This window comes from Microcoleus sp. T3_A4 (genome assembly GCF_036700465.1).
Taxonomy (GTDB): Bacteria; Cyanobacteriota; Cyanobacteriia; order Cyanobacteriales; family Microcoleaceae; genus Microcoleus.
Map to the genome: position 1 here is coordinate 1 of NZ_JAUBOY010000009.1, position 23645 is coordinate 23645.

17 protein-coding genes are annotated in these 23645 nt (G+C 45.9%); 11 read left to right on the forward strand and 6 right to left on the reverse strand.

Going from position 1 to position 23645, the window contains the following annotated elements:
• On the forward strand, positions 1-354 hold a 354-nt coding region (locus QUA07_RS07045; RefSeq protein ID WP_333323656.1), incomplete at its 5' end, for a transposase.
• A 442-nt stretch (positions 355-796) separates the two neighbouring features.
• The gene (locus QUA07_RS07050) at positions 797-1819 is read left to right on the forward strand and encodes a tetratricopeptide repeat protein (protein WP_333082473.1); all 1023 of its coding nucleotides are present in this window, start codon (positions 797-799) and stop codon (positions 1817-1819) included.
• Between the two features lie 92 nt (positions 1820-1911).
• Here the strand turns inward: QUA07_RS07050 and QUA07_RS07055 are convergent, their stop codons facing one another.
• From QUA07_RS07055 to QUA07_RS07065, 3 genes are all read right to left on the reverse strand, one after another.
• Positions 1912-2658 carry a hypothetical protein gene (locus tag QUA07_RS07055; protein WP_333323657.1) on the reverse strand — a complete coding sequence of 249 codons (747 nt, stop codon included), beginning with the start codon at positions 2656-2658 and terminating at the stop codon, positions 1912-1914.
• A 575-nt stretch (positions 2659-3233) separates the two neighbouring features.
• A complete protein-coding gene (locus tag QUA07_RS07060) occupies positions 3234-3956 on the reverse strand; it encodes a pyridoxine 5'-phosphate synthase (RefSeq protein WP_333323659.1) in 723 nt (240 codons plus the stop codon).
• 190 nt (positions 3957-4146) lie between these two features.
• Positions 4147-4932 (reverse strand): nucleotidyltransferase domain-containing protein, encoded by a 786-nt coding sequence (locus QUA07_RS07065; RefSeq protein ID WP_333323661.1) that lies wholly within the window; start codon positions 4930-4932, stop codon positions 4147-4149.
• Between the two features lie 271 nt (positions 4933-5203).
• On the opposite strand from QUA07_RS07065, the gene QUA07_RS07070 reads away from it, so the two are divergent.
• The 4 genes from QUA07_RS07070 (at position 5204) to QUA07_RS07085 (ending at position 12013) form a co-directional block, all read left to right on the forward strand.
• The gene (locus QUA07_RS07070; RefSeq protein ID WP_333082477.1) at positions 5204-6064 is read left to right on the forward strand and encodes a Tab2/Atab2 family RNA-binding protein; all 861 of its coding nucleotides are present in this window, start codon (positions 5204-5206) and stop codon (positions 6062-6064) included.
• A gap of 360 nt (positions 6065-6424) precedes the next feature.
• Complete coding sequence (locus QUA07_RS07075; RefSeq protein ID WP_333323663.1) at positions 6425-7720, forward strand: TldD/PmbA family protein; 1296 nt, start codon at positions 6425-6427, stop codon at positions 7718-7720.
• 6 nt (positions 7721-7726) lie between these two features.
• Entirely contained in the window at positions 7727-8833 is a 1107-nt protein-coding gene (locus tag QUA07_RS07080; RefSeq protein ID WP_333323665.1) for a GDSL-type esterase/lipase family protein, read from the forward strand.
• A gap of 366 nt (positions 8834-9199) precedes the next feature.
• A complete protein-coding gene (locus QUA07_RS07085) occupies positions 9200-12013 on the forward strand; it encodes a chloride channel protein (RefSeq protein ID WP_333323667.1) in 2814 nt (937 codons plus the stop codon).
• Between the two features lie 77 nt (positions 12014-12090).
• Here the strand turns inward: QUA07_RS07085 and QUA07_RS07090 are convergent, their stop codons facing one another.
• Positions 12091-13602: an FAD-dependent oxidoreductase gene (locus QUA07_RS07090; RefSeq protein ID WP_333323669.1), complete on the reverse strand. Its 1512-nt coding sequence runs from the start codon at positions 13600-13602 to the stop codon at positions 12091-12093.
• 101 nt (positions 13603-13703) lie between these two features.
• On the opposite strand from QUA07_RS07090, the gene QUA07_RS07095 reads away from it, so the two are divergent.
• The 4 genes from QUA07_RS07095 (at position 13704) to QUA07_RS07110 (ending at position 17911) form a co-directional block, all read left to right on the forward strand.
• Positions 13704-14552, forward strand: a complete 849-nt coding sequence (locus tag QUA07_RS07095) for an ABC transporter permease (protein WP_333323671.1) — start codon at positions 13704-13706, stop codon at positions 14550-14552.
• Between the two features lie 79 nt (positions 14553-14631).
• Positions 14632-15489, forward strand: coding sequence for an ABC transporter permease (locus QUA07_RS07100; RefSeq protein ID WP_333323674.1), 858 nt, complete (start codon positions 14632-14634; stop codon positions 15487-15489).
• A gap of 51 nt (positions 15490-15540) precedes the next feature.
• Complete coding sequence (locus QUA07_RS07105) at positions 15541-16602, forward strand: spermidine/putrescine ABC transporter substrate-binding protein (RefSeq protein WP_333323676.1); 1062 nt, start codon at positions 15541-15543, stop codon at positions 16600-16602.
• A gap of 220 nt (positions 16603-16822) precedes the next feature.
• Complete coding sequence (locus QUA07_RS07110; protein WP_333323678.1) at positions 16823-17911, forward strand: ABC transporter ATP-binding protein; 1089 nt, start codon at positions 16823-16825, stop codon at positions 17909-17911.
• 165 nt (positions 17912-18076) lie between these two features.
• Here the strand turns inward: QUA07_RS07110 and QUA07_RS07115 are convergent, their stop codons facing one another.
• Positions 18077-20164, reverse strand: a complete 2088-nt coding sequence (locus QUA07_RS07115; RefSeq protein WP_333323680.1) for a thioredoxin domain-containing protein — start codon at positions 20162-20164, stop codon at positions 18077-18079.
• Positions 20165-20291: 127 nt separating this feature from the next.
• Between QUA07_RS07115 and QUA07_RS07120 the strand changes: the two genes are divergently transcribed.
• Positions 20292-21866 (forward strand): outer membrane protein assembly factor BamB family protein, encoded by a 1575-nt coding sequence (locus QUA07_RS07120; RefSeq protein WP_333323681.1) that lies wholly within the window; start codon positions 20292-20294, stop codon positions 21864-21866.
• A 180-nt stretch (positions 21867-22046) separates the two neighbouring features.
• Here QUA07_RS07120 and QUA07_RS07125 read toward each other — a convergent pair whose 3' ends face one another.
• The gene (locus tag QUA07_RS07125; RefSeq protein WP_333323683.1) at positions 22047-22244 is read right to left on the reverse strand and encodes a hypothetical protein; all 198 of its coding nucleotides are present in this window, start codon (positions 22242-22244) and stop codon (positions 22047-22049) included.
• Positions 22245-23645: the final 1401 nt, after the last annotated feature.

A 23645-nucleotide genomic window follows, 5' to 3' on the forward strand; every position in this document is an offset into this window, starting at 1 on the left:
AAAGGCATTAGAATCAGTGGACCGCCTTTAGGAAGGCCTCCAGTAAATGTCAGTAAAGAAAAAAAGAAGCAAGCATTAAAAGATGACAGAATTAGGAATGCGATTGAGGGTAAATTCGGGGAAGGTAAACGAAGATTCGGTCTCAATCGTATCATGGCAAAACTTGATAATACTTCACAAACAACTATTGCTATCACTTTTTTAGTCATGAACCTTTCTACCTGGTGGCGCCGGGTTTTTTATGTGTTTTTATGTCGAGCGGATCAAACAATGCCTGTTTTTGGACTTAACATAATTTGCGCTTATATTTTACTCAAAATCAGGCAGGACAAACTTATATTTAACTCACCTTGAATATATCGATCGCTCCTGCTAGTGGTCTGCGATCAATTATTCAGCAAACCCTAATTAATGCAGACTGCAATGGCTGTGCAAATATTGGTCGGAAAGTAGCAACAATACTTGGAATTGATCTTAGTGGAGTTGGTAGAGGTGACTTGTCAGCACCTGTAAGACTTAAATTATGGTCTTATGAATCCCCGTCCCTTTAGGGCTGGGGAGATGTCAAGCAGAGTTAAGATTCGCAGCAGCTCTAAAAAACGATGAGTGCGGTTAGGTAAAAGAGCTTTTTACTAGAGGAAAATAGTTAGTTTTGACCGCAAATTGTTGAGGTTGTTACGGGCAGTGTGTACGGGCGATCCCCCTGTATCAAATTTTTCAGATTTTTAGTGGAATTACAGTTTTATTCCAGGTATGGTTTCATGTAGAATCATCCCTAAGATAGATACAAAATATTATGAACTTAATCCAAAACTTGGAAGCGGCTTGGTATTACCATCTGGGTTCGCGCCACCTCGAAGCTAACGATGATCATGGTGCTCTGGCGAACTTTAACAGAGCTTTGAAGTTGCAATCAGATCATTATAAGGCTTGGTTCGGCCGAGGTATGGCTTTGGGGAATTTAGAACGGCACTTAGAGGCGCTGAAGAGTTTTGATGAAGCCTTGGCGGTGCAGCCGAATGCGAGCTTTGGCTGGCACAACCGGGCTATTGCTTTAGGAAAGTTGGGCGAGTGGTTGGAGGCTCTCAATAGTTTTGACCGGGCTCTGGAGTTCAGTCCGTGCGCGGCGAGTATTTGGCACAACCGAGGACTGACGCTGATCGATATGGGGCTTTACGAGAAGGCGGTTCTGAGTTTTGATCGCTGTTTAAATTTGTACCCGGAGGCTGCTTGGGCGTGGTACAACCGAGGTAATGCCCTATTGGAACTCAAGCTTTACTATCAGGCACTCAACAGTTTTGAGCGGGCGATCGAGTTTAAGCCTGACGATGCGAAGGCTTGGTACAATCGCGGTATAGCTGCGAACTCTATGGGACTTTACAAACAAGCAGTGGCTAGTTTTAGCCGATCGATCGCTCTACAACCGGGCAGAGCCGAGGCTGTGGGCGAACGGAGAGTAGCTTTGGAGAAATTAGTAGGTTTAAATCAGAGAAATGGCAAGTTTACTCCCACATCTGAGCGTCCCTTTGAGGATTATTTGATCTGGTACAACCGGGGTGTGGAATTGGCGCGAAAAGGCTGCTACTCTGAGGCGATTGCTTGCTACGAAACAGTTTTAGAAATAAATCCTGATTTTGCTAACGCTTTTTACAATAAAGCTTGCTGTTATGCTCTACTGGGATTTGCTGATTTAGCCCTTGACAATTTGCAGCGGGCTATGGAGTTGATCCCTAATTTATACCGAGAGCTAGCTTTAGCTGACTCGGATTTAAGCTGCATTTGGAAACAAGAACGTTTTGAGGCGCTGATCCAAGGTTGATTTTACGCAAAAAAACAGCTCCCCAATCGGGCGAGCTGTTTTTTTGGCGGGCGCACATTCGATCGCCCTCAAGAGTATTTCTGCAATCTTTGCTATTGCACAGAAACTCGGATTGAGGGCTTGACCGGCCTCTTGGCAACTACGATTACCCGGTAAGTGCCGGACTCGGGGAGTTGAGCAAAAGTTTGACCTTCGCCTTGATCCAGGAGTTGTCCCGACGGAGATTCGATCGCCAGATCTAGATTTTTGGTGCTAGCTGTGACCCTAATTGTCTGTCCCTGCTTGCCTTGAACCGTGATAGGCTGGATTTGGTAGCCGGACATTTTGAGTTTGACTGTGGCTTGTTTTTCCTTGAATGCTATGGGAATTGCGCGATCGGGCCTATAAGTCCACTTGGCGTTAAAGTCGCGTCCTAGTACGAAGCTGGTGGTTTCACCTTTGGGGGTAACTCGCACGCGGTAGATACCTGACTCTGGCAACTGGCCAATCCACTGATTATCTGATTTTTCAATAACCCCCATATTTTCACCATTGGGACTGTACAGTTCGGCTGTCAGTTGTCCCGCCCACAGCGAGAGAGTGAGTTCTCGCCCTTTGATGCCTTCAAAAATATAGGTGGTGGGTTGGTTGATGGTTTCTCGGATTTCCGAGGTTGACATTCGCTTGATTGGTTCGAGGTTTGAAACTGATTCAGAGGTAACGGATTTGTTAAGGGTTTCTGTAATTTCCGAGGCAGCCATCAGCTCGCTCGGCGCAATTTTGGGGGCTACTGGGCTGGCAAATACTGATTTTGCCGTCATCATGAGTAGCATTCCAGTCAGTAAAATTAGTTTTTTCATGTCGCACTTCTGAGGGGGGGTAAGGAGTTGTATATGGTTACTTGTGTTTGCCTGTTTTCACCGGATTAAATCTGGCGATCGCACAGAGGCTACAGCAGCATAGAGGATACACGTAAATATCCCGTACTTGCACAAAACCTGATGGTAGCAGATTGGCAGTGCGGGAGCTAAGTAGTAGGCTCTGTTTTTCCGGACATTTCAATGATACTACCTACGCATAATATCATCAGAGAATATTAGTAATTGGGTCGAGGAAAATTAAAGCTGTTTCCCAGGATCTTGTTAAAAAAATGCCCACACCCAAAAAACCCGGTGTTTTGGATTCTGGCTCTGCCTTACTACTAGACAACTGCTAGACCCCCACGGGGTTACAGCCCCTCGTATTACTTCGTTTTTGACAATCGCCTAATTATGTAGGGCGCTGCAAACCGCACCTTACCATATTTGTAGCACGTCCAACCCGGGTTTTCGTAAGTTTTGATCCTGTATTTTCCTAGGGCAGATTTAGTCAGACTCTCTGATACAAACGGGTTTATCACTGCCAAATCTGCCCTACCAGACAAGGTTAATTTGTATTACGAACCTGCCAGAATTTTTAGGTAAGCTTCTACTGTTTTGGACAACCCCATTTCTAGCGCTTCCGCAATTAAAGCATGACCAATTGATACTTCGAGTATATCAGGAATAGAGCAAAATTTAGCTAAGTTTTGCAAATTTAAATCATGTCCGGCATTCACTCCCAAACCTGCTGATTGAGCGGCTTGAGCTGCTAAGACATATTGTTGAAAAACAAATTCTACTCTACCTTCGCGAAAAGCAGTTGCGTAGGGTTCCGTGTACAGTTCTACTCGGTCTGCTCCAACTTCTTTTGCTAGTGGCATGAGAGCAGCATCTGCCTCCATAAACAAGCTGACTCTGATACCATTGTCTTTTAATTTTTCAATGATTGGTAAGAGCCGATCGCGATTTTCGGGAATATTCCAACCGCTATCCGATGTTAGCACGTCTGGAGCGTCTGGGACTAAGGTACACTGAGCCGGTTTTACGTCGCAAACTATATCCATAAATGGCGGCTGAAACGGATTTCCTTCGATGTTGAACTCGACGGTTAGCATTTTGGCTAATTCGTAAACATCGGCAGCTTTGATATGCCTTTCGTCGGGGCGGGGATGGACTGTAACGCCATGAGTTCCGGCAGCAATTACTGTTTTTGCGGCTTCGGTAACGCTGGGAATGCCTATGTTTCGAGAGTTTCTGAGGAGGGCAATTCTGTTGATGTTGACGCTGAGTTTTGTCATGGGATGTTAATCTTTAAAGTTGAGCTCACATCTTGCATCTTTCTCAAGAACGGGCAAGATGCCCGTTCCACAAAGAGTAGATTTTATTGTGGAACAGGCATCTTGCCTGTTCAAAAAAGGAGTATTCACAATGGTGCAAGATATAAGTTGATAATACTATATTAATCGCTTTCGGGACGAAACTTTGAGCCTAGGGCGGTAGTGTTAGGGCATTGTCAGAGGAAAACTCAGCTTGTGCAAGCGGTAAACTTTCTGCAAAGAAAGCCTCAGCTATTTGCTGTTTTGCTGCCAAATCTTCAAGGTTGGCGATGCAGAAAAGGGGTGCAACGCGATCGACTATTTCGGGCGGAAAGTCTCGGCTGAAATATTTTAGTTCAAAATCGTATCTGTGGGGACGGTAAATCATGCCCAACAGTTCGACTAAGGGTAGAAGCGTCCAATTGTGATAGTTGCCGATCGCATCTACTAAATGTCCGCGATAAATCTCTTTTTTAACCAGAGGTTGCAGCAAATCGAAACGGATTTTTAGGTCGTTGAATCTCGACTGCATTGTAGATAAATGTTTGCTTATATCGACAGGATGCGGTACAATTAGATTAACTTTGTCGAAGGCGATCGGCACTTTTCCGTGTCTCTCTATTTCCAGGAAATCGTTGCGGCTGCTGCGCCGAAAAACGGCGAAATCAATTAGCAAAAACGGCGGGGTTTCTTTGAGCCGCCAGAAGCACTGCGATTGACCGTGCCAAGCGGGTTCGGGAACTCGATATTTGAGTTCGATTTCGGCAATTTCGGCGAGGGTTTTTTCAACAATATCCAATGTTTCTTCCACGCAGTTATCTTCAACCACAACCGCAATATCGAGGTCTGACCACTCGTCGGTGTATCCGTGGGCTGCTGAACCTCCTTGCCACAAAGCGAGAACAAAATCTAAAGGTTCTAAGGTGGAAACAATCTTTTCGAGAATGATTTGTCTCATGGAATCAAGCTATACTGTTTGTTTTCCGTGGCTTGCACAAGTTTAACAAACGATCGCGTGTTGAGATTGCTCCGCGACAGTTCTCCGAGGAGTTGCTAATGCTTCCGGTTGTGCACTGCTGCCAAAAATTACACGGGAAGCTGCAAGGGAAAGTGGCAATATGAGGGAAAGTGCGATCGCCCGCGATTGAAAATCAGCCTTAAATTGTCAGAATCAGAAACTTGCCCGCTGTCCGGTAACATGATAAAGGATTAATTTTAAACAGCGCGGCATGGCTACTATTTGGGAACTCGACTTTTACAGCCGTCCAATCATAGACGAGCGAGAGAAAAAAAAATGGGAAGTGTTGATCTGCGAAAGCCCGCTGAATGTAGGCGACAAGGCCGAATCTCTGTTTCGCTACTCGCAATTCTGCTCCAGTTCTACCGTAAATTCCCTGTGGCTGGCGGGTGCTATTAAAGATGCGATCGCCGCAGCACCGAAACGCCCCGAAAAAATCCGCTTTTTCCGCCGCCAAATGGCGAACATGATTACTAAAGCCTGCGATGACTTGGACATTCCCGCCGCCTGCAGCCGCCGCACCCTGGCCCTTAGCCTGTGGCTGGAAGAACGGATGCAAGACGTTTATCCCGCCGAACCGGGCTATCAACCGGTCGTGAACCCGAGCGTTCAATTTGTACCAGAAACGCCAGTTGCGCTGCCGGATGCTTTAATCGGGGAAAAATGGGCGTTTGTGAGTTTGCCGATCGCAGCTTTTGACGAAATGTCCGAGTGGGATATCGGATTTGGCGAAGCTTTTGGACTGCCGATGACACGCCTCGCCCCAGAAACCCAAATTCCGGGACTAATTATCTACTCGTCGAGAGCCACAGCCCTGGCAGGTTGGATGTCGGGATTGGAGTTGGCTTTCCTAAAATTTGAGAGCGGCCCACCTGCTAGGCTGGTATTAGATACGGGAGCTAACGATCGCTGGATTTTAGCTAATCTCAGAGACGCAGCAACTGAGAGAGAAGCGAAAGGATTTGAAGCAGCTAAAAACCAAGCAAAAAAAGTACATTTTTTAGCAATTCAGTCGAATCCCGAATCGGAATCTTTTGCAGGATTTTGGCTGCTGCACGAACTAACTATTTAGTCATCAGTCATTAGTCATCAGTCAGTTGTCAGTTGTTAGTTGGCAGTTGTCAGTTGGCAGTTGTCAGTTGTTAGTAGCAGTTAATAATCTACCGTTATTTAGTCTAGAGTTAACAGCTAGATTGACTAATAACGAATAACTCATATAGCGGTTCTCAAATAATTGAGGTATGCTTTTCAGTCCCAGACCCGCGAGGCCTATGCTCTACGAGCATCTCATGTTACTGAGAAAGGCTATAACTAATAACTACTGACTAATGCCAACTGCCAACTGACAACTGCCAACTGCCAACTGACAACTGCCAACTGACAACTGCCAACTGCCAACTGCCAACTGACTAATTACCAACCACCGACAACAATGACCAATCACCAATCAGCAGAACAACTGTTAGAACTAGCCACCAAAGCAGGTGCAGAAGCTGCTGAGGTATTGGAATCGCAATCGCTCTCACGGCCGGTCTTTTTTGAAGCAAACCGCCTCAAACAGCTAGAAACTGCCCAAGCAGAAGGCATTGCACTGCGGCTGTGGCGGGATGGGCGGCCGGGTTTGGCGGTGGCCTACGGGCCCGTGGAACTGCAAATTTTGGTGGACAGGGCGATCGCGCTTTCGCAACTTAACGAACCGGAAACCATTGAACTCGGCACCGGTGAGAAAGTTGTTTATCCCGATCGCGGAGTGTCGGTGCCTGCCGAACAGCTAGTAAACTGGGGCAAAGAGGCGATCGCGATCGTCCGCGAAGCTTATCCCGAAAGCCTCTGCACCGCCGAACTCGACTGCGAAATCGAAAGCACCCGCTTGGTGAACACCAGAGGCTTGGATTCCAGTCACACCGACACCACCCTCAGCGGTTACTTGTCAGCAGAATTAGTGCGGGGAGAAGATTTCCTCAACATTTGGGAAGGCGAAACCGAACGTGGCACCCTCGACTTAAACACGAGCGCCAAGCGGGTTTTGCAGCGTTTAGAATGGGCAAAAGATAATGTTGCTCCCGCCACGGGCCGTGTGCCGGTGCTATTTACAGCCAAAGCAGCCGATTTGCTGTGGGGGACTGTCTGTGCGGCGTTGAACGGCAAACAGGTACTCGAAGGCGCTTCGCCTTGGAGCGATCGATTAGGCCAACAAGTGACATCGCCGCTTGTCACCCTCTCGCAGCAGCCGGATATCGGGCCCTATAGCTGTCCTTTTGATGACGAAGGTACTCCCACTCGGGCGATCGTCTTTATCAACAGCGGAGTGTTGCAGCTATTTTATACCGATCGCACCACCGGTCGAGCCTTGGGCAGTGGCACCACCGGCAACGGATTTCGCCCTGGTTTGGGCAGCTATCCCACGCCGAGTTTGTTCAATATTTTGATTAAGCCAGGTTCGCTTTCGCTAATCGATTTAATCGCTAAATTAGACGACGGAATTGTAGTAGATCAAATGCTTGGCGGCAGTGCTGGAATTTCCGGCGATTTTTCAATTAATGTCGATCTCGGCTACCGAGTCAAAAAAGGTCAAATAGTCGGCAGAATCAAAGACACTATGGTAGCTGGTAATGTCTATAACGTCCTCAAACAATTGGTAGAATTGGGAGGAGACTCCGAGTGGAACGGTTCTTGCCAAACACCGTCTGTAATTGTAGAAGGATTGTCCGTCATCGGCAAAAATTAAAGTTAGTTGGTAGTTGACAGTTGGCAGTTGTTAGTAGTCAGTTGGAAGTTGGCAGTTGTTAGTAGTCAGTTGTCATCAATCATCAATCAACAGTCAACAGTCAACAGTCAACAGTCAACAGTCAACAGTCAACAATTCCCACTTCCCATACATAATATGCGTATTTGTTTTATCGGCGATTCTTTTGTAAACGGTACTTGCGATCCCAAATGTCTCGGTTGGACAGGACGGATTTGCGCGGCCGCTTGCGGACAAGGACACGATATTACCTACTACAATTTAGGAATAAGGGGAGAAACCAGTGCCGATATAGAAACTCGTTGGTTCAACGAAGTTTCTCGCCGCTTACCTCACTACGGCGATGGCAGAATAGTATTTTCCTTTGGCGTCAACGACACTTACCGAGAAAACGAAAAAAATCGCATAGAAGTTGAAAAATCAATTGAAAATGCTCGCTGTATTCTCACGTCAGCCCAAGAAATATTTCCAGTATTAATGGTAGGGCCACCGCCAGTTATCGATGCCGATCGCACAAGGCGGATTGCCAACTTATCTGAACACTTTTCCCAAGTTTGCAACGAGTTAAATGTGCCTTATTTAGATGTTTGCACCCCGCTGCAAAACTCGGAAATTTGGCATAAAGAACTTACCGAAAATGACGTTTCCCATCCCCGCGCCGCCGGTTACGCTGAATTGGCGAAAATAGTTCACAATTGGGACGGTTGGAAAGCTTGGTTTAAAAATATCAATATATCAGATCAAGAGACAGTAACGCTGTTCCGAGCCGTCGGCAAAAAAGAAATGGAACTGATTAAAGAAAGCGATTTTATGGCATTTCCGCCACGCTTATCCTTTCAGCCTACTTTTTATCCCGTACTTCACAAAGCCTATGCCATACAAATCGCGAGAGATTGGAATACAAGAGATGCAGCATCGGGATATTTCGGCTATGTCACGCGCTTTCGGGTGGCGACAGAATTCTTAAAAAAATATCCAGTTCAAAATGTGGGCAGTTCGATTCACCAAGAATATTGGATTCCTGCAGAAGAATTGGCTCAATTCAATCAAAATATTGTCGGAAAAATTGAAATTTTTGCGGAATATCAACCCTAAACTCGCAGCTAACTATGCTTGAATTTAATCAATTTTCAGTAGTGAGTTTTGACTGCTACGGCACTCTGAGAGATGGGGAAAGGGGAATACTGCTAGCCTTGAGACAATTGCGGTCAAGTCACGAGATATATTTGGGTAAATCGCAGACACGAAAAAACAGGATTTTGCGCGACACTGCCGGCCAGTGGCCAGCCTGATTTAGAAGTGCCGGATTTAAAAACGCTGGTGGAGGCTATAAGGTAAAAAAATCCCAGATTGATATCAAATCCGGTAGCATCGGAATTACAGCAGATTTTAGGTAAGTATCGAAGGATTTTTCGCTAAAGTGCGATCGAGCAGACAATTCTCAGGTCATCTACGCTATTTATGCCGTACATAACTATCCCTAAACAATTTAGGGAACCTTCCAGGGTCATCAAATCTCAACTGTTTTTACGGCCGAAACGCCTCGCTATTTTTGAAGCTTGTCTGATCGGCTTGGTGGCAGGACTGGCAGGCGTTTTGCTAAAGTCAGGAGTCGGATGGCTCGGCAGTTGGCGAGTTGCTACCTCGACAGTAATTCCAGCTTGGATATTACTGCCCGCCGTCGGTTTATTGGGCGGGTTGCTGACAGGTTTCTTGGTTGAGCGTTTTGCTCCCGAAACTGCCGGCAGCGGCATTCCTCACGTCAAAGCTGCTCTCGGCGGAGTCAATCTTTCCTTAGATTTACGAGTAGCTGTAGCCAAACTTCTGACCACTATTTTAGCAGTTGGTTCCGGTTTAACTTTAGGCAGGCAAGGGCCTACTGTGCAAATAGGAGCATCTTTGGCTGGCTGGATAGGTCACTTGATGCCTACTTCCCCAGACTACCGCCGACAATTGATTGCTTGCGGTGCTGCTGCCGGATTGGCTGCTGGTTTCAATGCTCCCATTGCAGGAGTTTTGTTTGTAGTTGAAGAACTCCTGCACGACGTTTCGGGATTGACTTTAGGGACTGCAATTATTGCTTCATTTATCGGTGCAGTTGTCTCGCAGCTTTTGGGCGGCGATAGTTTAAATTTGAACCTTCGCGAGTACCAAACCAGTTTTGATGCTCAGGAAATTCCGTTTTATATACTGTTAGGAGTTTTAGCGGGATTGCTGGGAGCTTTGTTCACCAAAGGGATTATTGCTAGCTTGCAATTTAACAGGCGATCGCTCAAATTAGCTTTGCCTGTGCGAATGGCTCTAGCTGGTCTAATCTGCGGTTCAGTAATAGCTTTTCTTCCAGCAACTTTCCGCGATAATACGGGTTTACGGGAGTTTATGCTGACGGGCGAAGCAAGCGGGATAACAAGTTTAATTGCTTTTGTAGCTCACTTTTTTCTGACAATTATTTCCGCTGCTTCTGGAGCTCCGGGAGGATTGTTTTCTCCTGCCCTAGTTCTCGGTTCTGCACTCGGTCACATGGTGGGCATTGTGCAGGCAGATTCCCTGGGTGTCGGTTTGCCGGTAACTTACGCTTTGGCGGGAATGGGAGCGTTTTTTTGCGCGGTTTCTAGGGCGCCGATTACTGCGGTAGTGATTGTGTTTGAAATTACGGCGGATTTCAAATTAGTGCTGCCTTTGATGATCTGTTCTGTAGTTGCTTATTTGGTCGCGGAAAAGGTGGACAGTGGCTCTTTGTACGATCGCCTTTTGGAGTTTAACGGCATTCAACTGACAAAGGCAAAAGCTGCGAGCAATACTTTGAGCGACTTGCACGCAGATGACGTGATGCAGCGCCGAGTTGAAACTCTTTCGAGTCTGCTGACTTTCGATGAAGTGATGCAGGCTTTTTCGCGATCGCACCACCGAGGCTTTCCAGTAGTTGAAGATGGCAAATTAGTCGGAATTGTCAGTCAAACCGATTTAGTAAATGCTAGCGAGCGCAATTTGTCCGGCAACTCCCTGCTCAAAGAATTTATGACTGTACAGCCGATCGTAGTCAAAGCAAGCGATACTTTAAGCGAGGTATTGTACAGGCTCAACAACTACAATATCAGCCGTTTGCCAGTGGTAGAAGGTCGGCGTTTGGTGGGAATTATTACCCGCAGCGACATTATCCGAGTTGAATCCGATCGCCTCAGCGGAGAAACAACCCAGGGCCCGCATCCAGAACCTTCCTATGTTGTCTATCAAACCAGAGCTCCGCAAGTCGGAAACGGCCGCTTATTAGTGCCGCTTTCCAACCCCCAAACAGCACCCGCTTTGCTGCGGCTGGCGGCGGCGATTGCGCGCGATCGTAATTACGAATTAGAATGCCTGCAAATCATCATAGTACCGCGCAACAGTTCCCCCTCAGAAAGCGCAGTGCGGACAACCAAAAGCCGCCGCCTGCTACAACAAGCAGAGCGAATAATTCGCAATTGGAACTTGCCGGTACACACCCAAATACGGGTAGCTCACGACGTGCCTAACGCGATTTTGGAGACAATAAAGGAGCGGCATATCGATTCAATTTTGATGGGCTGGCAAGGCGAATTTTCCACAAAAGGACGCATTTTTGGCGATGTGGTGGATACCGTAATTCGGCAAGCAGGCTGCGAGGTTATTTTGGTGAAGTGGAGCGAAAAACTATTAGCAACACGCAAGAAAAATGAGTTTTCCCCCATTTTCAGCGGGCGAAAATATACGTCTATTGAATGGGAATTCAATACCGAAGGAGTTGATGGTGCAGATAATCCCGCATTGGCGATATCCTCAGATTCATCAGCGACTCCAGAGACGGAACTTTCCCCGCCGAATTCAGACCTTCCAGGGCCAGAATTGGGACTGCACACGCTGATGGGTTTGCATCGCTGGTTGGTGCCTATTCGCGGCAGTTACAAGCAAGCTGCGGCTTTGCGGCTGCTACCTGCTTTGGTGGCTGCGAGTGCTGTACCGGAGATTAAATTGTGTCAGGTTCATCAGCCTTCTGTTGCAGAACCTGATCGCGGAGAATTAAAGCAAGCAGCGGAGTTTATCAAGCGCCGGGTTAGCTGTTCGATAATAGCGACTTCGGTTTGCGCTAAATCGGTTTCTGATGCTTTAATTGATTTGGCTCAGAACGATCAGTGCGATGCGATCGTCCTGGGAGCGAGCCGTGAAGGGCTGCTGAAGCAGGTGATTCACGGGAATATCCCGGAAGCTGTGGCGCGCGGGTGCGACTGTACAGTCATTTTAGTGCGATCGGCCTCTTAGCTAACCAGACGGGAATCCCCCTTCTTCCTGACATCCGTTAAATGCCTTACCGCATCCGTTGCCGAATTTCCTTATTCTTATGGCAGCCAAAAATCGGGAATGAAAGTTTTAGTCAAACTGCGAGTAAACTGATTAATCTTTCTCCCGATTTGAATGTGCGGTTCGTCAGCTTCCACGGGAATAATTGCCGCTTTGTTTCCGATTCCGAAACGCGAAATTACCAAATTGGCAGCCTCCAAACCAGTAACATAAGCCTTTTCCTGCGACCAAGAACCGTGGCGGGTCACAACCCAATCGCCGCTCATGAATACATTATCATAACTTGTTACCGCAGGCAACAAATACTGATAGCTGCCAGGAGCAAAATGCGTCACCGCCCGCGACAGCCGAATCGCGCTGCTGTCAATTACTTGGCCCTCCCCAAAAGCGGGGATGCAAGTGGCTAAATCCCGCTGAACTAAGGAAACAATTTCCTCATCTTTCAGGGGAATTAATTGATTTGCGTGATAAAAATCAGCTTCCACAACTGTTCCCGGTTCGTCTCGAAATTCGTCGTGCAAAGCATTCAAATCAAAAAACGTCCAGCCTGTAGTTGAACTAAATCCAAAACAGGCATTAGAAGGCAGTGGAATGTCAATTTTTCGGTCAAACCACAGGCGAACAGCTAACACGTCAACTGCACCCAAATTCATCGCGTCCCGAAACTCTTGCCGACTTTGCAAAGCAGGGCTGCTGCTGATTATTTTTTGCATTCCCGTGACGCCAACTGCAAAAATAACAGCATCTGCAGCGAAGGTTTCTTCGCCACAAACAACGCCTGTTGCTTTGTTGTGGCTGTCAACTACTAAGTCAGTAACTCGCCGCTGAGTCAATACTTTTGCCCCTAGTTTTTCCAGGCAATCGACCCAGGGACGAAAGATTTTTTCTCCCACAGTTCCGCGACACCAAACTACATCAAAATCCGGTTGGTGGGCTAATATGAAATAATACAGCATTCCCAAAGCTGCGGCGGCCGAACATTGTTCTCCTGGTGCAAATAAACCTACTAATAACATCGGCTCAAAAGCATCGCGGTACAGTCTTGCAGAAACGCCAAACTGTTTGAATAGTTCGCGGGCTGTGACGCGATCGTACCTGCGCCAAGCTTCGTCGGAATTGTCGAAATCTAGGACGGCATAGAGTAAGGGCAAGGCTGAAAGCCGATCGACTAATGGCAGTCTTTTAAATCTGGTATAAAGAAAGGTTCCTAACGGTGTGGGAAGGCGCGGTTCGTCCTGAAAAATCGGCGATTCTACTTCCAATCCGGCGGGTGAATACTGACAAGAACGAGTCCAAGGCGTGAAGGGATCTAGTCCTAATTCCTTGACTAAGGAAAAGATATTTTTGTAGGGATACCAGAAGCCATGAATGCCGGCTTCTACGGAACGCCCGCCGGCGGTTTTCCACCCTGCAACTAAGCCACCCGGATAAGGGCCTGCTTCTAGCAGGGTGACATCATAGCCTTGCTGTGCTAGGTGATAGGTAGCGCCTAAACCGGCCCATCCTGCACCGACGACGACTATTTTTGGGGTTGACGATTCTGCTGACATTGCGTACCTCTGGATAATTTATTAATGATGACATAATTCATAAAATCCGGATTTGATATAAAATGTGTTGGATTATGTGCTAAATTTCGCTTGAGTGAATAATGAGTGTCAAAAACCGCCAGCAAACAAACCTGTTGCTGCTCTTATTTCCCGCTACGGCATGGCTGATGGTTTTCTTCATTTTGCCCGTGCTAATTGTACTGTTGTACAGTTTTTTAGAACGCGGTACTTACGGCGGTGTTACTTGGATATTTACTCTCAGCAACTACCAGCGTTTGTTCAGTGGACTTTTCTTAGGAGTAATTGGGCGATCGCTCTGGCTGGCTTTTCTAACAACAGCCACTTGCTTGTTAGTTGGCTATCCCCTAGCATTCTTCATCGCCACCCGTTCTCCTCGCTGGCGAAATGCTTTGCTTTTGCTGGTAATTATTCCATTTTGGACTAATTTTTTAGTGAGAACCTACGCCTGGATCATACTGCTGCGTAGCGAAGGAGTAGTTAACACAGCCTTGCAAAGCCTGCAAATTATTAGCGAACCGTTAAACTTGCTTTTTACGCCTTTCGCTGTGGCGATCGGTCTTATTTACGGCTATTTACCTTTCATGGTTCTGCCTTTATATTCTAGCATAGAACGCTTCAATTTTTCATTAGTAGAAGCCGCTCACGATTTAGGTGCAAATGATATTCGCACTTTTTGGCGCGTATTTTTACCCTTAACAACTCGCGGTATTGTTGCAGGCTCGATTTTAGTTTTTGTTCCCGCCGTCGGCGCTTTCATCACACCAGATATATTGGGTGGTTCTAAAACAGTGATGGTGGGAAATTTGATTCAAAATCAGTTTATGAAAGCCCGCGATTGGCCTTTTGGTTCGGCGCTTTCTATGCTGTTGACGGTAATCATATTGATTCCTGTGTTAATTTACTTCCGCGTGTCTGACGAAACTCAATAAGGTAAGGTGTACACAAATCGTTGCACCCTGCGTTTAGGTTAAGATGCGCTCATGACTAATGACTAATAACTAATGACTAATGACTAAAAAAAAACTAGATTTACTCGTGCGGGCGATCGGCAAAAAGTGGCTTTGGGTACAAGCTGTACTAGCATTAGCCTTCCTTTACTTGCCAATTCTCATCTTAATTATTTACTCCTTTAACGCCTCCAGATTCAATGCCGTTTGGCGCGGCTTTACCCTCGATTGGTACCGCAGTTTGTTTAGCAATGCAGGCGCGACGATTGCTACGAGTAGCAGCGCCGGAATCTGGACAGCACTCAACAACAGCTTGCTAATTGCAGCTATTTCGACTGTGTTAGCAACCGTTTTTGGTACAATGCTCGCGCTAGCACTGGAACGCTTTCATTTTCCGGGGCGCAAAGCAGTAGAAGCTTTACTGTTTTTGCCGATTATTATGCCCGAAATTACGATCGGCATTTCGCTGCTAGTTTTCTTTACCCTAGTATTTCGCATCGTAGAAAATCTTACTGGAATTCGCCTCAATCTCGGCTTACCTACCGTAATTATCGGTCATGTTGTCTTTAATATTTCCTTTGTGACTATTACTGTCAGGGCGCGTTTGGCGGAACTAGATCCTCAATTAGAACAAGCAGCTTTTGACTTAGGCGCTAACGAATGGCGGGCTTTTTGGCGCATCACTCTCCCTCTAATTTGGCCCGCTATTTTCAGCGCGGCACTCCTGGCTTTTACTCTGTCGCTGGATGATTTTGTCGTGACATTTTTTACCACTGGCGTCGGTTCCATGACGCTACCATTATTTGTTTACGGCATGATAAAATTCTCAGTGACACCAGCGATTAATGCCATTTCAACTTTGATGTTGTTGGCTTCCTTGTTGCTGGTTGTATCATCGTTAAAAGTTCAGAAAAGTTAAAATAATTGCTTTCTGTGCCATAATTATTTTTGTCTGCAACTAACAAAACCTATGAAACGCCTGCTGACTTTCCTACTTTTGTTCTTGATGAGTGCAACGGTGGCTTTCGGCTGTAGCCCCACAGGTGGCAACCAACAGCAAGTGCTCAGCATTTACAATTATGCAAGTTATATCGCCCCAGAAACGATCGCCCAATTCGAGAAAGATAACAATGTTAAAATTCAATACGACACTTTCGAGAACAGCGACGCACTCTATGCCAAACTCAAACAGGGAAACCCCGGTTACGACTTAATATTTCCTGCCGATTACATGGTGAAAATCATGATCGCAGAAAATATAATTGAGCCGCTGAACTTAAACAATATCCCCAACCAAAAGAACCTAGAACCTAAGTTTATAAATCAAGCTTTTGATCCAGGAAATAAATATTCGCTGCCCTACCAGTGGGGAACCATGGGAATTGGCTACAATGTGAAAACAATCCAGAGAGAAATTAACAGTTGGGGGGTGATGTTCGACCCGAAATATACCGGAAAAGTCGCGTGGCAAGACGATGCCAGATACACATTAGCAGGAGTTTTAATGTATTTAGGATTTGACCCAAATACAACCAATCCCGAAGAGATTAACAAAGCCCGCGATTTGCTGATTAAAAGTAAAAATATCATTGCAGCTTTTGTCCCCGACACCGGGCAAAATATGCTAGATCAAGGAGAAGTAAATTTGACAATGGAATGGAGCGGTGATATTTTCCAAGTGATGACAGAAAATCCTAATCTCCGTTACGCTATTCCCAAAGAAGGAACAATCATTTTTTCTGACAATATGGCTATTCCGAAAGGTGCGCCCCACAAAGAGTTAGCGGAGAAATTTATTAACTTTATTTTGCAGCCAGAAGTAGGCGCCCAAATTTCCAATTTTACCCACTTCGGATCGCCCAACAAAGCAGCAATTGATAAAGGTTTAATCGATCCGAAAGATTTGAACAATCCTCAAATTTACCCACCGGCTGAGGTGTTTGGCAAAATGAAATTATTGGAGGATGTCGGGAAAGCAACTGCATTGTACGATCGAGCTTGGACTGAAGTTAAAGCAGGGGCTGGAAAGTAGATATAAAACAGGTTTCTGCCGGGGCTGGTTTACTTAATTTTTTAGCTTGTTTTGGAGTTGCACCATTCTCAAGAACAGGCAAGATGCCTGTTCTACAAAGATTAAATCTCTTGTGGAACGGGCATCTTGCCCGTTCCTAAACCAGTAATTGAGACTGGTGCAAGATATCAGTTCAACCGGACTCGAACTCAGATTTTTATTAGTCACACATACTAACACAATGCACTCTGTCGAGGTTTTAGAAGTTTCCAAAATATTTAAAAGTGCCCGCAGTCAAGATTTCTTAGCTGTTGATAACATCAACCTGCAAATTTACGATCGAGAATTCTTTTCTTTACTCGGCCCTTCCGGCTGCGGCAAAACTACAACTTTGCGAATGATTGCCGGTTTTGAAATTCCCACAGCCGGCGAAATTTACATTCACGGCCAACCGATGCAAAATCGCCCACCGTTTCACCGCCCAGTAAATACGGTATTTCAAAACTATGCTTTATTTCCGCATATGACACTAGCACAAAATGTCGCTTTTGGGTTAGAAATGGAGAATTTGCCTCAGAAAACAATTCGCGATCGCGTTGCTGAAGCCTTAGCATTAGTACAGTTAACCGATGTAGAAAAACGCTATCCCCGCCAACTGTCAGGCGGACAGCAGCAGCGAGTAGCACTAGCCAGAGCATTAGTCAAACAGCCGTCTGTTTTGCTGTTGGATGAACCCCTAGGAGCGCTGGATTTAAAATTGCGTAAAGAGATGCAATTAGAATTAAAAAAAATGCAGCGCAAATTGGGAATTACGTTTATTTATGTGACTCATGATCAGGAAGAAGCACTAACAATGTCGGACAGAATTGCAGTGATGGATGGAGGACAACTGCAACAAGTAGGCACGCCTGTTGATATTTATGAATATCCTAAAACGCGGTTTGTTGCTGATTTTATTGGCGACAGCAATTTTTTAAGCGGGCAAGTAGTAGAAAAGCAAAACAATCACATAATCGTGTTGGTTGACCAGCAGTTGCCCGTGTTAGTTGCAACAGCCGAAGATATCCCCCCTGGGAAAGTTGTCACCTTGGTGTTGCGGCCGGAAAAAGCTGCTATTTATCCGGCTAATTATGATGTTGAAAATAGCTGGCCGGGAATAGTAGAAGAGGCTATTTATATTGGCACTGACACGCGCTATACAGTGCGGTTGACTGCTAAAAGTTCGATCGCCCTTCGCCGACAAAACTTGCACAGAGATGACTTGCAGCGATACCAAGTCGGCGACAGCGTTCGAGTTGCCGTGCCGCCGGAAAGTATTTGCATTTGTTGACACTCAAGCGGACTGAAGTCACTGAGATTCTTTGGAAGATTGAGGGGCAGACTGAAGATGCGATTCCTTCCCGGTAGGAGATAATATACTTCTTCCTTCTGCTTCCTCCTTCTTCCTTCGCGTTTTTCGCGTCTTCGCGGTTAAATAATATAGACAGTATTGGTACTAAACCCGCGTTTGACTTTGCAAAATTTCCTCCAACAGCCTCTCTTGACTTTTCGCCGGTTCCTTGCAAGTCAAACACTCGCAAACTAACCCGATAACACCTTCAGGCAGATCAGCCTCAATCTGACACACAGCAGTCGGATAATACTGCGAAATTAAGCCAGAAATTCGATCGGGAGTCGTGCGAATCAGGGTAGAATGCTGATACCAGTCGATCGCCGAAAGTAGACTAGGACAAGCTTGGGGAGCATCTTGTACAATACTGCTGAAAGCTTGCAAACCTTGCTCCGCGCGATCGAGATATTCCAAATTTTGCCCCAACAGTGCGAGGCGAACCAAAGAGGCGATCGCAATTCCATTCGCCGCCGGAGTTGCATTGTCTATATAGCTGCGTTCCCGCACCAACAAATCTCCGCTAGCATCCTTAGCAGTATTGTAATATCCTCCCAATTCCACGCTCCACAAAAACTCATCAAACTCTTCTTGCACCTGCACAGCTTTCTCCAACCAAAACTGAGAATTCGGCAACTGTTGTGCCTCTTCCCCATTGCCTAAAGTCAAACTCGCTTGATACAAATCCAACAAAGCTTTCACAAACAAAGCATAATCTTCCGACTGCGCGGTAACAGCAGATTGTCCGTCATAATTCAACCGCTGAAACCGCCCATCCGTCCACTGATTGTCTAACATGAAATTAGCAGCTTTCACAGCTAATTCCAGATATTCCAAATTTCCAAAAACCGCTGCAGCGCGGGCTAAACCCGAAATCATTAAGCTATTCCAAGCAGCAATCATTTTCGTGTCAGTAACGGCGGGAATTCTACCCGGCCAACTTTCGTTTTTAGCTTCTTGATTGTTGCGGGCTGGCGGAAAGGTTTTTACATTATCGGGTTTGGCACCGTAACGCACAGCAAAAAGTTTAGCTAAAGCCGCTTCTACCGTGTCGCTCAGTTTTCCTGGGTGGCGGCGCTGCAATACATTCTGGTCTTCAAAATTGCCGCTGCGACTAACAGTAAACTGTGCTTTAATTTCCGCCAATTCCTCAGCAGTTAATAGCTGTTCCAGTTCGGCATAAGTCCAGACATAAAATGCTCCTTCTTCCGGTTCAACTTCTTCAGAAGTGTTAAAGCTGTCCGCATCCTGTGCAGCATAAAAATAGCCTGTTGGCGCAATCATTTCTCGCTTCAACCATTCTACTGTCCCCGCGATCGCAGTTTCAAAAGCGGGTTCTTGTATTCCCGCGCTCCACAAATTCGCTAAATACTCAACAATTTGACCGTTGTCGTAGAGCATTTTTTCAAAGTGTGGGACAGTCCAAGTCGCATCAACCGTATAGCGGTGAAATCCGCCTCCTACGTGGTCGTAAATGCCGCCCAATGCTAAGTCTAATCCGCGCTGAGTGCAGACTTGTTTGCTGTCGTATTTTGATTCAAAATTAAATCGCGTTCCCCGCAGTGCTAGCTCAGCATAAGGTATCATCGGAAAACTGGGGCCGGGGTTGTTGCCGGCAATAATTCCGGTGTTGAGTTCTAAGCCTTTTTGGAAGAGTTCGCGATTTAATTCGGCGGTTACTCCTGACAGCGCGGCAGACTGTTGGAGATTGCCTAAAATCTCTGCTTTGAAGGCTTCTACTTTGCCTTTTTCTGTGTCGTAAAAGCGGCGAATTGCTTGCAAAACTTCTAAAAATCCCGGCCGTCCATAGCGCGGTTCTACAGGGAAATAAGTGCCTCCGTAGAAGGGAACTCGCTCGTCTGGAGTGAGAAAAACGTTGAGTGGCCAACCGCCTTGACCGGTCATCATTTGCAAGGTTTGCATATAAATGCTGTCGATATCCGGGCGTTCTTCACGATCGACTTTTATCGGTATAAAATGCGAATTCATGTATTCGGCGATCGCGCGATCGGAAAATGCTTCCCCTTCCATCACCGTACACCAGTGGCAGCTCGAGTAGCCAATTGACAGGAAAATCGGTTTATTTTCGCTTCGGGCCGTTTCTAGGGCTTCGTCGCACCAGGGCCACCAGTCGATCGGATTTTCGGCGTGTTTCCGGAGGTAAAGGCTTTGGGATTGAGCAAGACGGTTGACCATAATCAAATCCACTTTAACTCGTGCTGAGTAAGCTTGTCAGTTCTATAGCAGTTTAGCGCGAGATGTTTTAGTTGAGTTGTTGCTGATAATTATGTTTTAATATTATGGCTGATTATCTCGATCTAATATGAGCTTATCATCTCGGAGAACCTTCAATCAACACCTAGGAAAATTTTTGCTGAGTGCTGCTGTTCCTCCTGCTGTTCTCAAACTGAGCCAAACTGAATCCTCGGAGCAAGCTTTATTAGACACTAATCTTAACAATCTTCTGGCTAAAGCAGACCCAGAAATAGAATTATTAGTCCCGACCTTTTTAGGTAACGACAAGCGTCGGTTCTACGGCAGAGGTGTTCCGAAAAGCTTGAAGTTAATCGACAAATTTCAACTAGGCGGCGGCCGGACTTTTCTGGGAAAGCGGTCTGTAGTTTGGAGCGGTGCCGGTTGGACAGGACAGCCGACAATTACCAGAGACGGGGGAAAAACTTATTTAATTATAGGTGCTTATGACCACAATTTGCGAAAAATAGATATTGCTACTAATAAAGAAGTTTGGCGCTATAAATTTGATGATGTAATCAAAGGTTCATCAACAATTTATATCGATCAAAAAGCTAGCGCCGAAAACAGAATTGTGATTTTGCAAGGCAGCCGCAGCGGCGGTGGTGGCAAAAGTGTCGTGCCGAGTTTTAGGGCAATATCTTTTAGAACTGGCAAGGAACTTTGGAAATTGGACATCAGGAAAACGCCCAGCTACAGCCGCGATAATGACAGCAGCGCTTTGGACATCGGCGGTGGAGTTTTGTTCAATGCGGGGGAAAATGCGATCGGCTATTTTCTCGATAGTTCCACAAGCAATGCAAAAATCAAACAAGGCATCAAGCAGCCAAATATATTGTCGGAAGTACAGCTTTATGCAGCAGCAGATATCAGGAAGCACGGCGGCAACTTGGTAGCGGAGTCATCGCCATCAAGGCTCAAGGATAGAATATTTATAGCTGCTGGTTCCGGTCATATTTACGGTATTAGCATTGCCACTAAAAAGATAGTTTGGGATTTCTATACTGGTTCAGATTTGGATGGAAGTGCTGTAATTTCTAAATCAGGTAAACTGTTCTGTGCCATTGAAAAACAATACATTCAGGGCAACGGCGGAGTGCTGAAGCTGAATCCCAACAAGGAACCGAATGCCAGTGTAGAATGGTTTTTGCCGACTGGAAATCGCCGACTTTCTAGCTGGGAAGGCGGGATAATTGGTTCGATCGCGTTGAACGACGAGTACAATTCAGGGGAGTTTCCGGCGCTGTTTGCTACAAATGCGCTCGACGGCAATTTGTACATCGGTTCCCAAGATATGATTACAGGTAAAAAAACTTTTGTGCCTTGGCGAAACCAGTCTTACGATACTCCGGTAATAGTATTTAAACAAGCCATTGGTTCTTCAATTTCGACTCCGATTTTTACCGATGGCAATAAACTGATCAGTGCGGGATACAACGGTGTTTATTTGTTCAATTTGAATTGGGAACGAGCGAAGTCGGGGGATCAGAATGCTTTGAAAAATGCTAAAGGGGAGTTTTACCGTTTGAAAGTAATAGAATCGGGGAGATTTAAGCCGGGTTTGTCATTTGAGGCGACGCCTGTAGTTTGGGACGGAATTGTGAGGATTTGCGCGAGGGATGGCTGGATGTATACTTTGGGTTAGTTATTGGTATGTTGTACCTGGATCGGGAACAGGCTTTCCGGCCTGTTCCACAACAGAGTCTACTTATTGTGGAACAGGCCGGAAAGCCTGTTCTTAAAATGGTGTTGAAATCGGCCACCTATTCCTACCTGCGGTTTAACTGCGGTGAGAGAAATAATTTCGGAAATTATCGGAAACTCGTTATGGCAACTCCTGAAACTCAAATAAGTCCAGTTTACGGTTGAGAGGATGCTCAAGGTATTTTACAGCTTGCGATCGCGCGCCGACAGGATGAAGGGGAATTATCCAGATTGCACCTTTTCGAGATAGCAGCGGAATTGGGCATTTCCGAACAGGATATTGTGGCGGCCCAATAGCAATGGTTAAGCTGAGGCGCATCTAAATTTGACTATCAAATTCGAGCAAATTCTTGTGGGGTGGGCGTCCCGCCCGCCCAAAAATACAATTTAGATGCGTAACAGCTTAGCAACTAGAGGAGAATTTCAAGAAAAACAGGTTTTTAACTCTTTTTTTTGATGACAAGCTACTCAAACCTTTACTGCGTAAACTCTTTCTACTTGCTTGTCACGCCGTTAAATCTTGGCATCAAGCTTTTTGCGAAAAATAATATTAACCAATTTTTAGCGAAAGCAGACCCAGAAATAGAATTATTAGTCCCAACATTTTTAGATAACGACCACCGCGCCTTCTACGGTAGACGCAGGGCTGTTTCATTCTCTTGTAGGGGCTGCCCCAATCCCACCAAATGCCTAACAAATTCTGGATGGGTCGGCATTCTTGGCACGACCCGTACAAAAGGCTGGTTTTCCCTAGGGGCAATCCCCCCGTGGTTGCCCCGAAACAGCCCCGACGGTAAAGGTGTTCCCAAAACCATGTCCCAGAAAGTCGAGTCGTCCCTTTAGTCGGTCAAAGTTCCGGCGTCACAGATAATAACGAGCACCGAAACCATTGGTCTCTAAATTGAGATGTTGCACCATGATCAACAAGCCTGTTTTGGGCGGTCTCTCCTGCCCACCCCCTACTCCCCACAAGAAAACTCATTCTTTGTGGAACCGGCCCCAAAGCCGGTTCTTGGTAATGGTGCAATATATAAGTCTAAATTGCGCTGGTTGCCGAATCCGAAAGCGAGAATCGACGCACCGAATATGATCCAAGATTTTGTCCTGAGTTATAGCCCACATTCCGCAGTTTCCACTATCACCATCGGTATTTACTTATTTTTACCCAGCAATCAAGCTCTCACTTAAACTTTTCTACCGTACATTAACGGATAAAAAACTTTTGAAGGGCATAAAATAGAGCTTTAAAACACTTTTATCAGTAATTCTGCTGTGTGAAAACCCAGGTTAGGAAGGTGGGTTATAGCTTTTTAAAAGAGAGAAAAGTCAGGACTAAAATCCGGATGGCAGCACCCCTATTTTTTGATGCACGCCATAGGAAATAGCTAGCTAGAAGCCATCAATTTAGGCATTTTGCCTAAATCCAATCAGCTTATTCCCAATCTTCATCGAATCTTTATCAAACCTACTTGCATTAACCTGTGCTTTGCTTTAGATTGAATATGTGAAGGAAAAAAACCTGCTTCCAGTCAACTTAAAAAATAAAGGTATCAACCATGAAATTCCAATTAAACTTAGTCAAATCTATTTTAGCTGTTGCCGGTGTCGCCGCTGTTAGTGCAGTCTCCGCAGCACCTGCCTCTGCCTTCAGCTTTGGTAATATCACTGGTGGCGATACGCCGGGAGATGCCTATGTAAATAGCTTTTCATTTGACGTAAT

What these genes read in the sequence shown, in the direction of transcription:
- QUA07_RS07120 (WP_333323681.1), top strand. Translation starts at nt 20,292, where the DNA reads ATGAGCTTATCATCTCGGAGAACCTTCAATCAACACCTAGGAAAATTT.
- QUA07_RS07105 (WP_333323676.1), top strand. Translation starts at nt 15,541, where the DNA reads ATGAAACGCCTGCTGACTTTCCTACTTTTGTTCTTGATGAGTGCAACG.
- QUA07_RS07115 (WP_333323680.1), bottom strand. Translation starts at nt 20,164, where the DNA reads ATGGTCAACCGTCTTGCTCAATCCCAAAGCCTTTACCTCCGGAAACAC.
- QUA07_RS07075 (WP_333323663.1), top strand. Translation starts at nt 6,425, where the DNA reads ATGACCAATCACCAATCAGCAGAACAACTGTTAGAACTAGCCACCAAA.
- QUA07_RS07095 (WP_333323671.1), top strand. Translation starts at nt 13,704, where the DNA reads ATGAGTGTCAAAAACCGCCAGCAAACAAACCTGTTGCTGCTCTTATTT.
- QUA07_RS07065 (WP_333323661.1), bottom strand. Translation starts at nt 4,932, where the DNA reads ATGAGACAAATCATTCTCGAAAAGATTGTTTCCACCTTAGAACCTTTA.
- QUA07_RS07055 (WP_333323657.1), bottom strand. Translation starts at nt 2,658, where the DNA reads ATGAAAAAACTAATTTTACTGACTGGAATGCTACTCATGATGACGGCA.
- QUA07_RS07125 (WP_333323683.1), bottom strand. Translation starts at nt 22,244, where the DNA reads ATGCGCCTCAGCTTAACCATTGCTATTGGGCCGCCACAATATCCTGTT.
- QUA07_RS07060 (WP_333323659.1), bottom strand. Translation starts at nt 3,956, where the DNA reads ATGACAAAACTCAGCGTCAACATCAACAGAATTGCCCTCCTCAGAAAC.
- QUA07_RS07090 (WP_333323669.1), bottom strand. Translation starts at nt 13,602, where the DNA reads ATGTCAGCAGAATCGTCAACCCCAAAAATAGTCGTCGTCGGTGCAGGA.
- QUA07_RS07050 (WP_333082473.1), top strand. Translation starts at nt 797, where the DNA reads ATGAACTTAATCCAAAACTTGGAAGCGGCTTGGTATTACCATCTGGGT.
- QUA07_RS07100 (WP_333323674.1), top strand. Translation starts at nt 14,632, where the DNA reads ATGACTAAAAAAAAACTAGATTTACTCGTGCGGGCGATCGGCAAAAAG.
- QUA07_RS07110 (WP_333323678.1), top strand. Translation starts at nt 16,823, where the DNA reads ATGCACTCTGTCGAGGTTTTAGAAGTTTCCAAAATATTTAAAAGTGCC.
- QUA07_RS07070 (WP_333082477.1), top strand. Translation starts at nt 5,204, where the DNA reads ATGGCTACTATTTGGGAACTCGACTTTTACAGCCGTCCAATCATAGAC.
- QUA07_RS07085 (WP_333323667.1), top strand. Translation starts at nt 9,200, where the DNA reads ATGCCGTACATAACTATCCCTAAACAATTTAGGGAACCTTCCAGGGTC.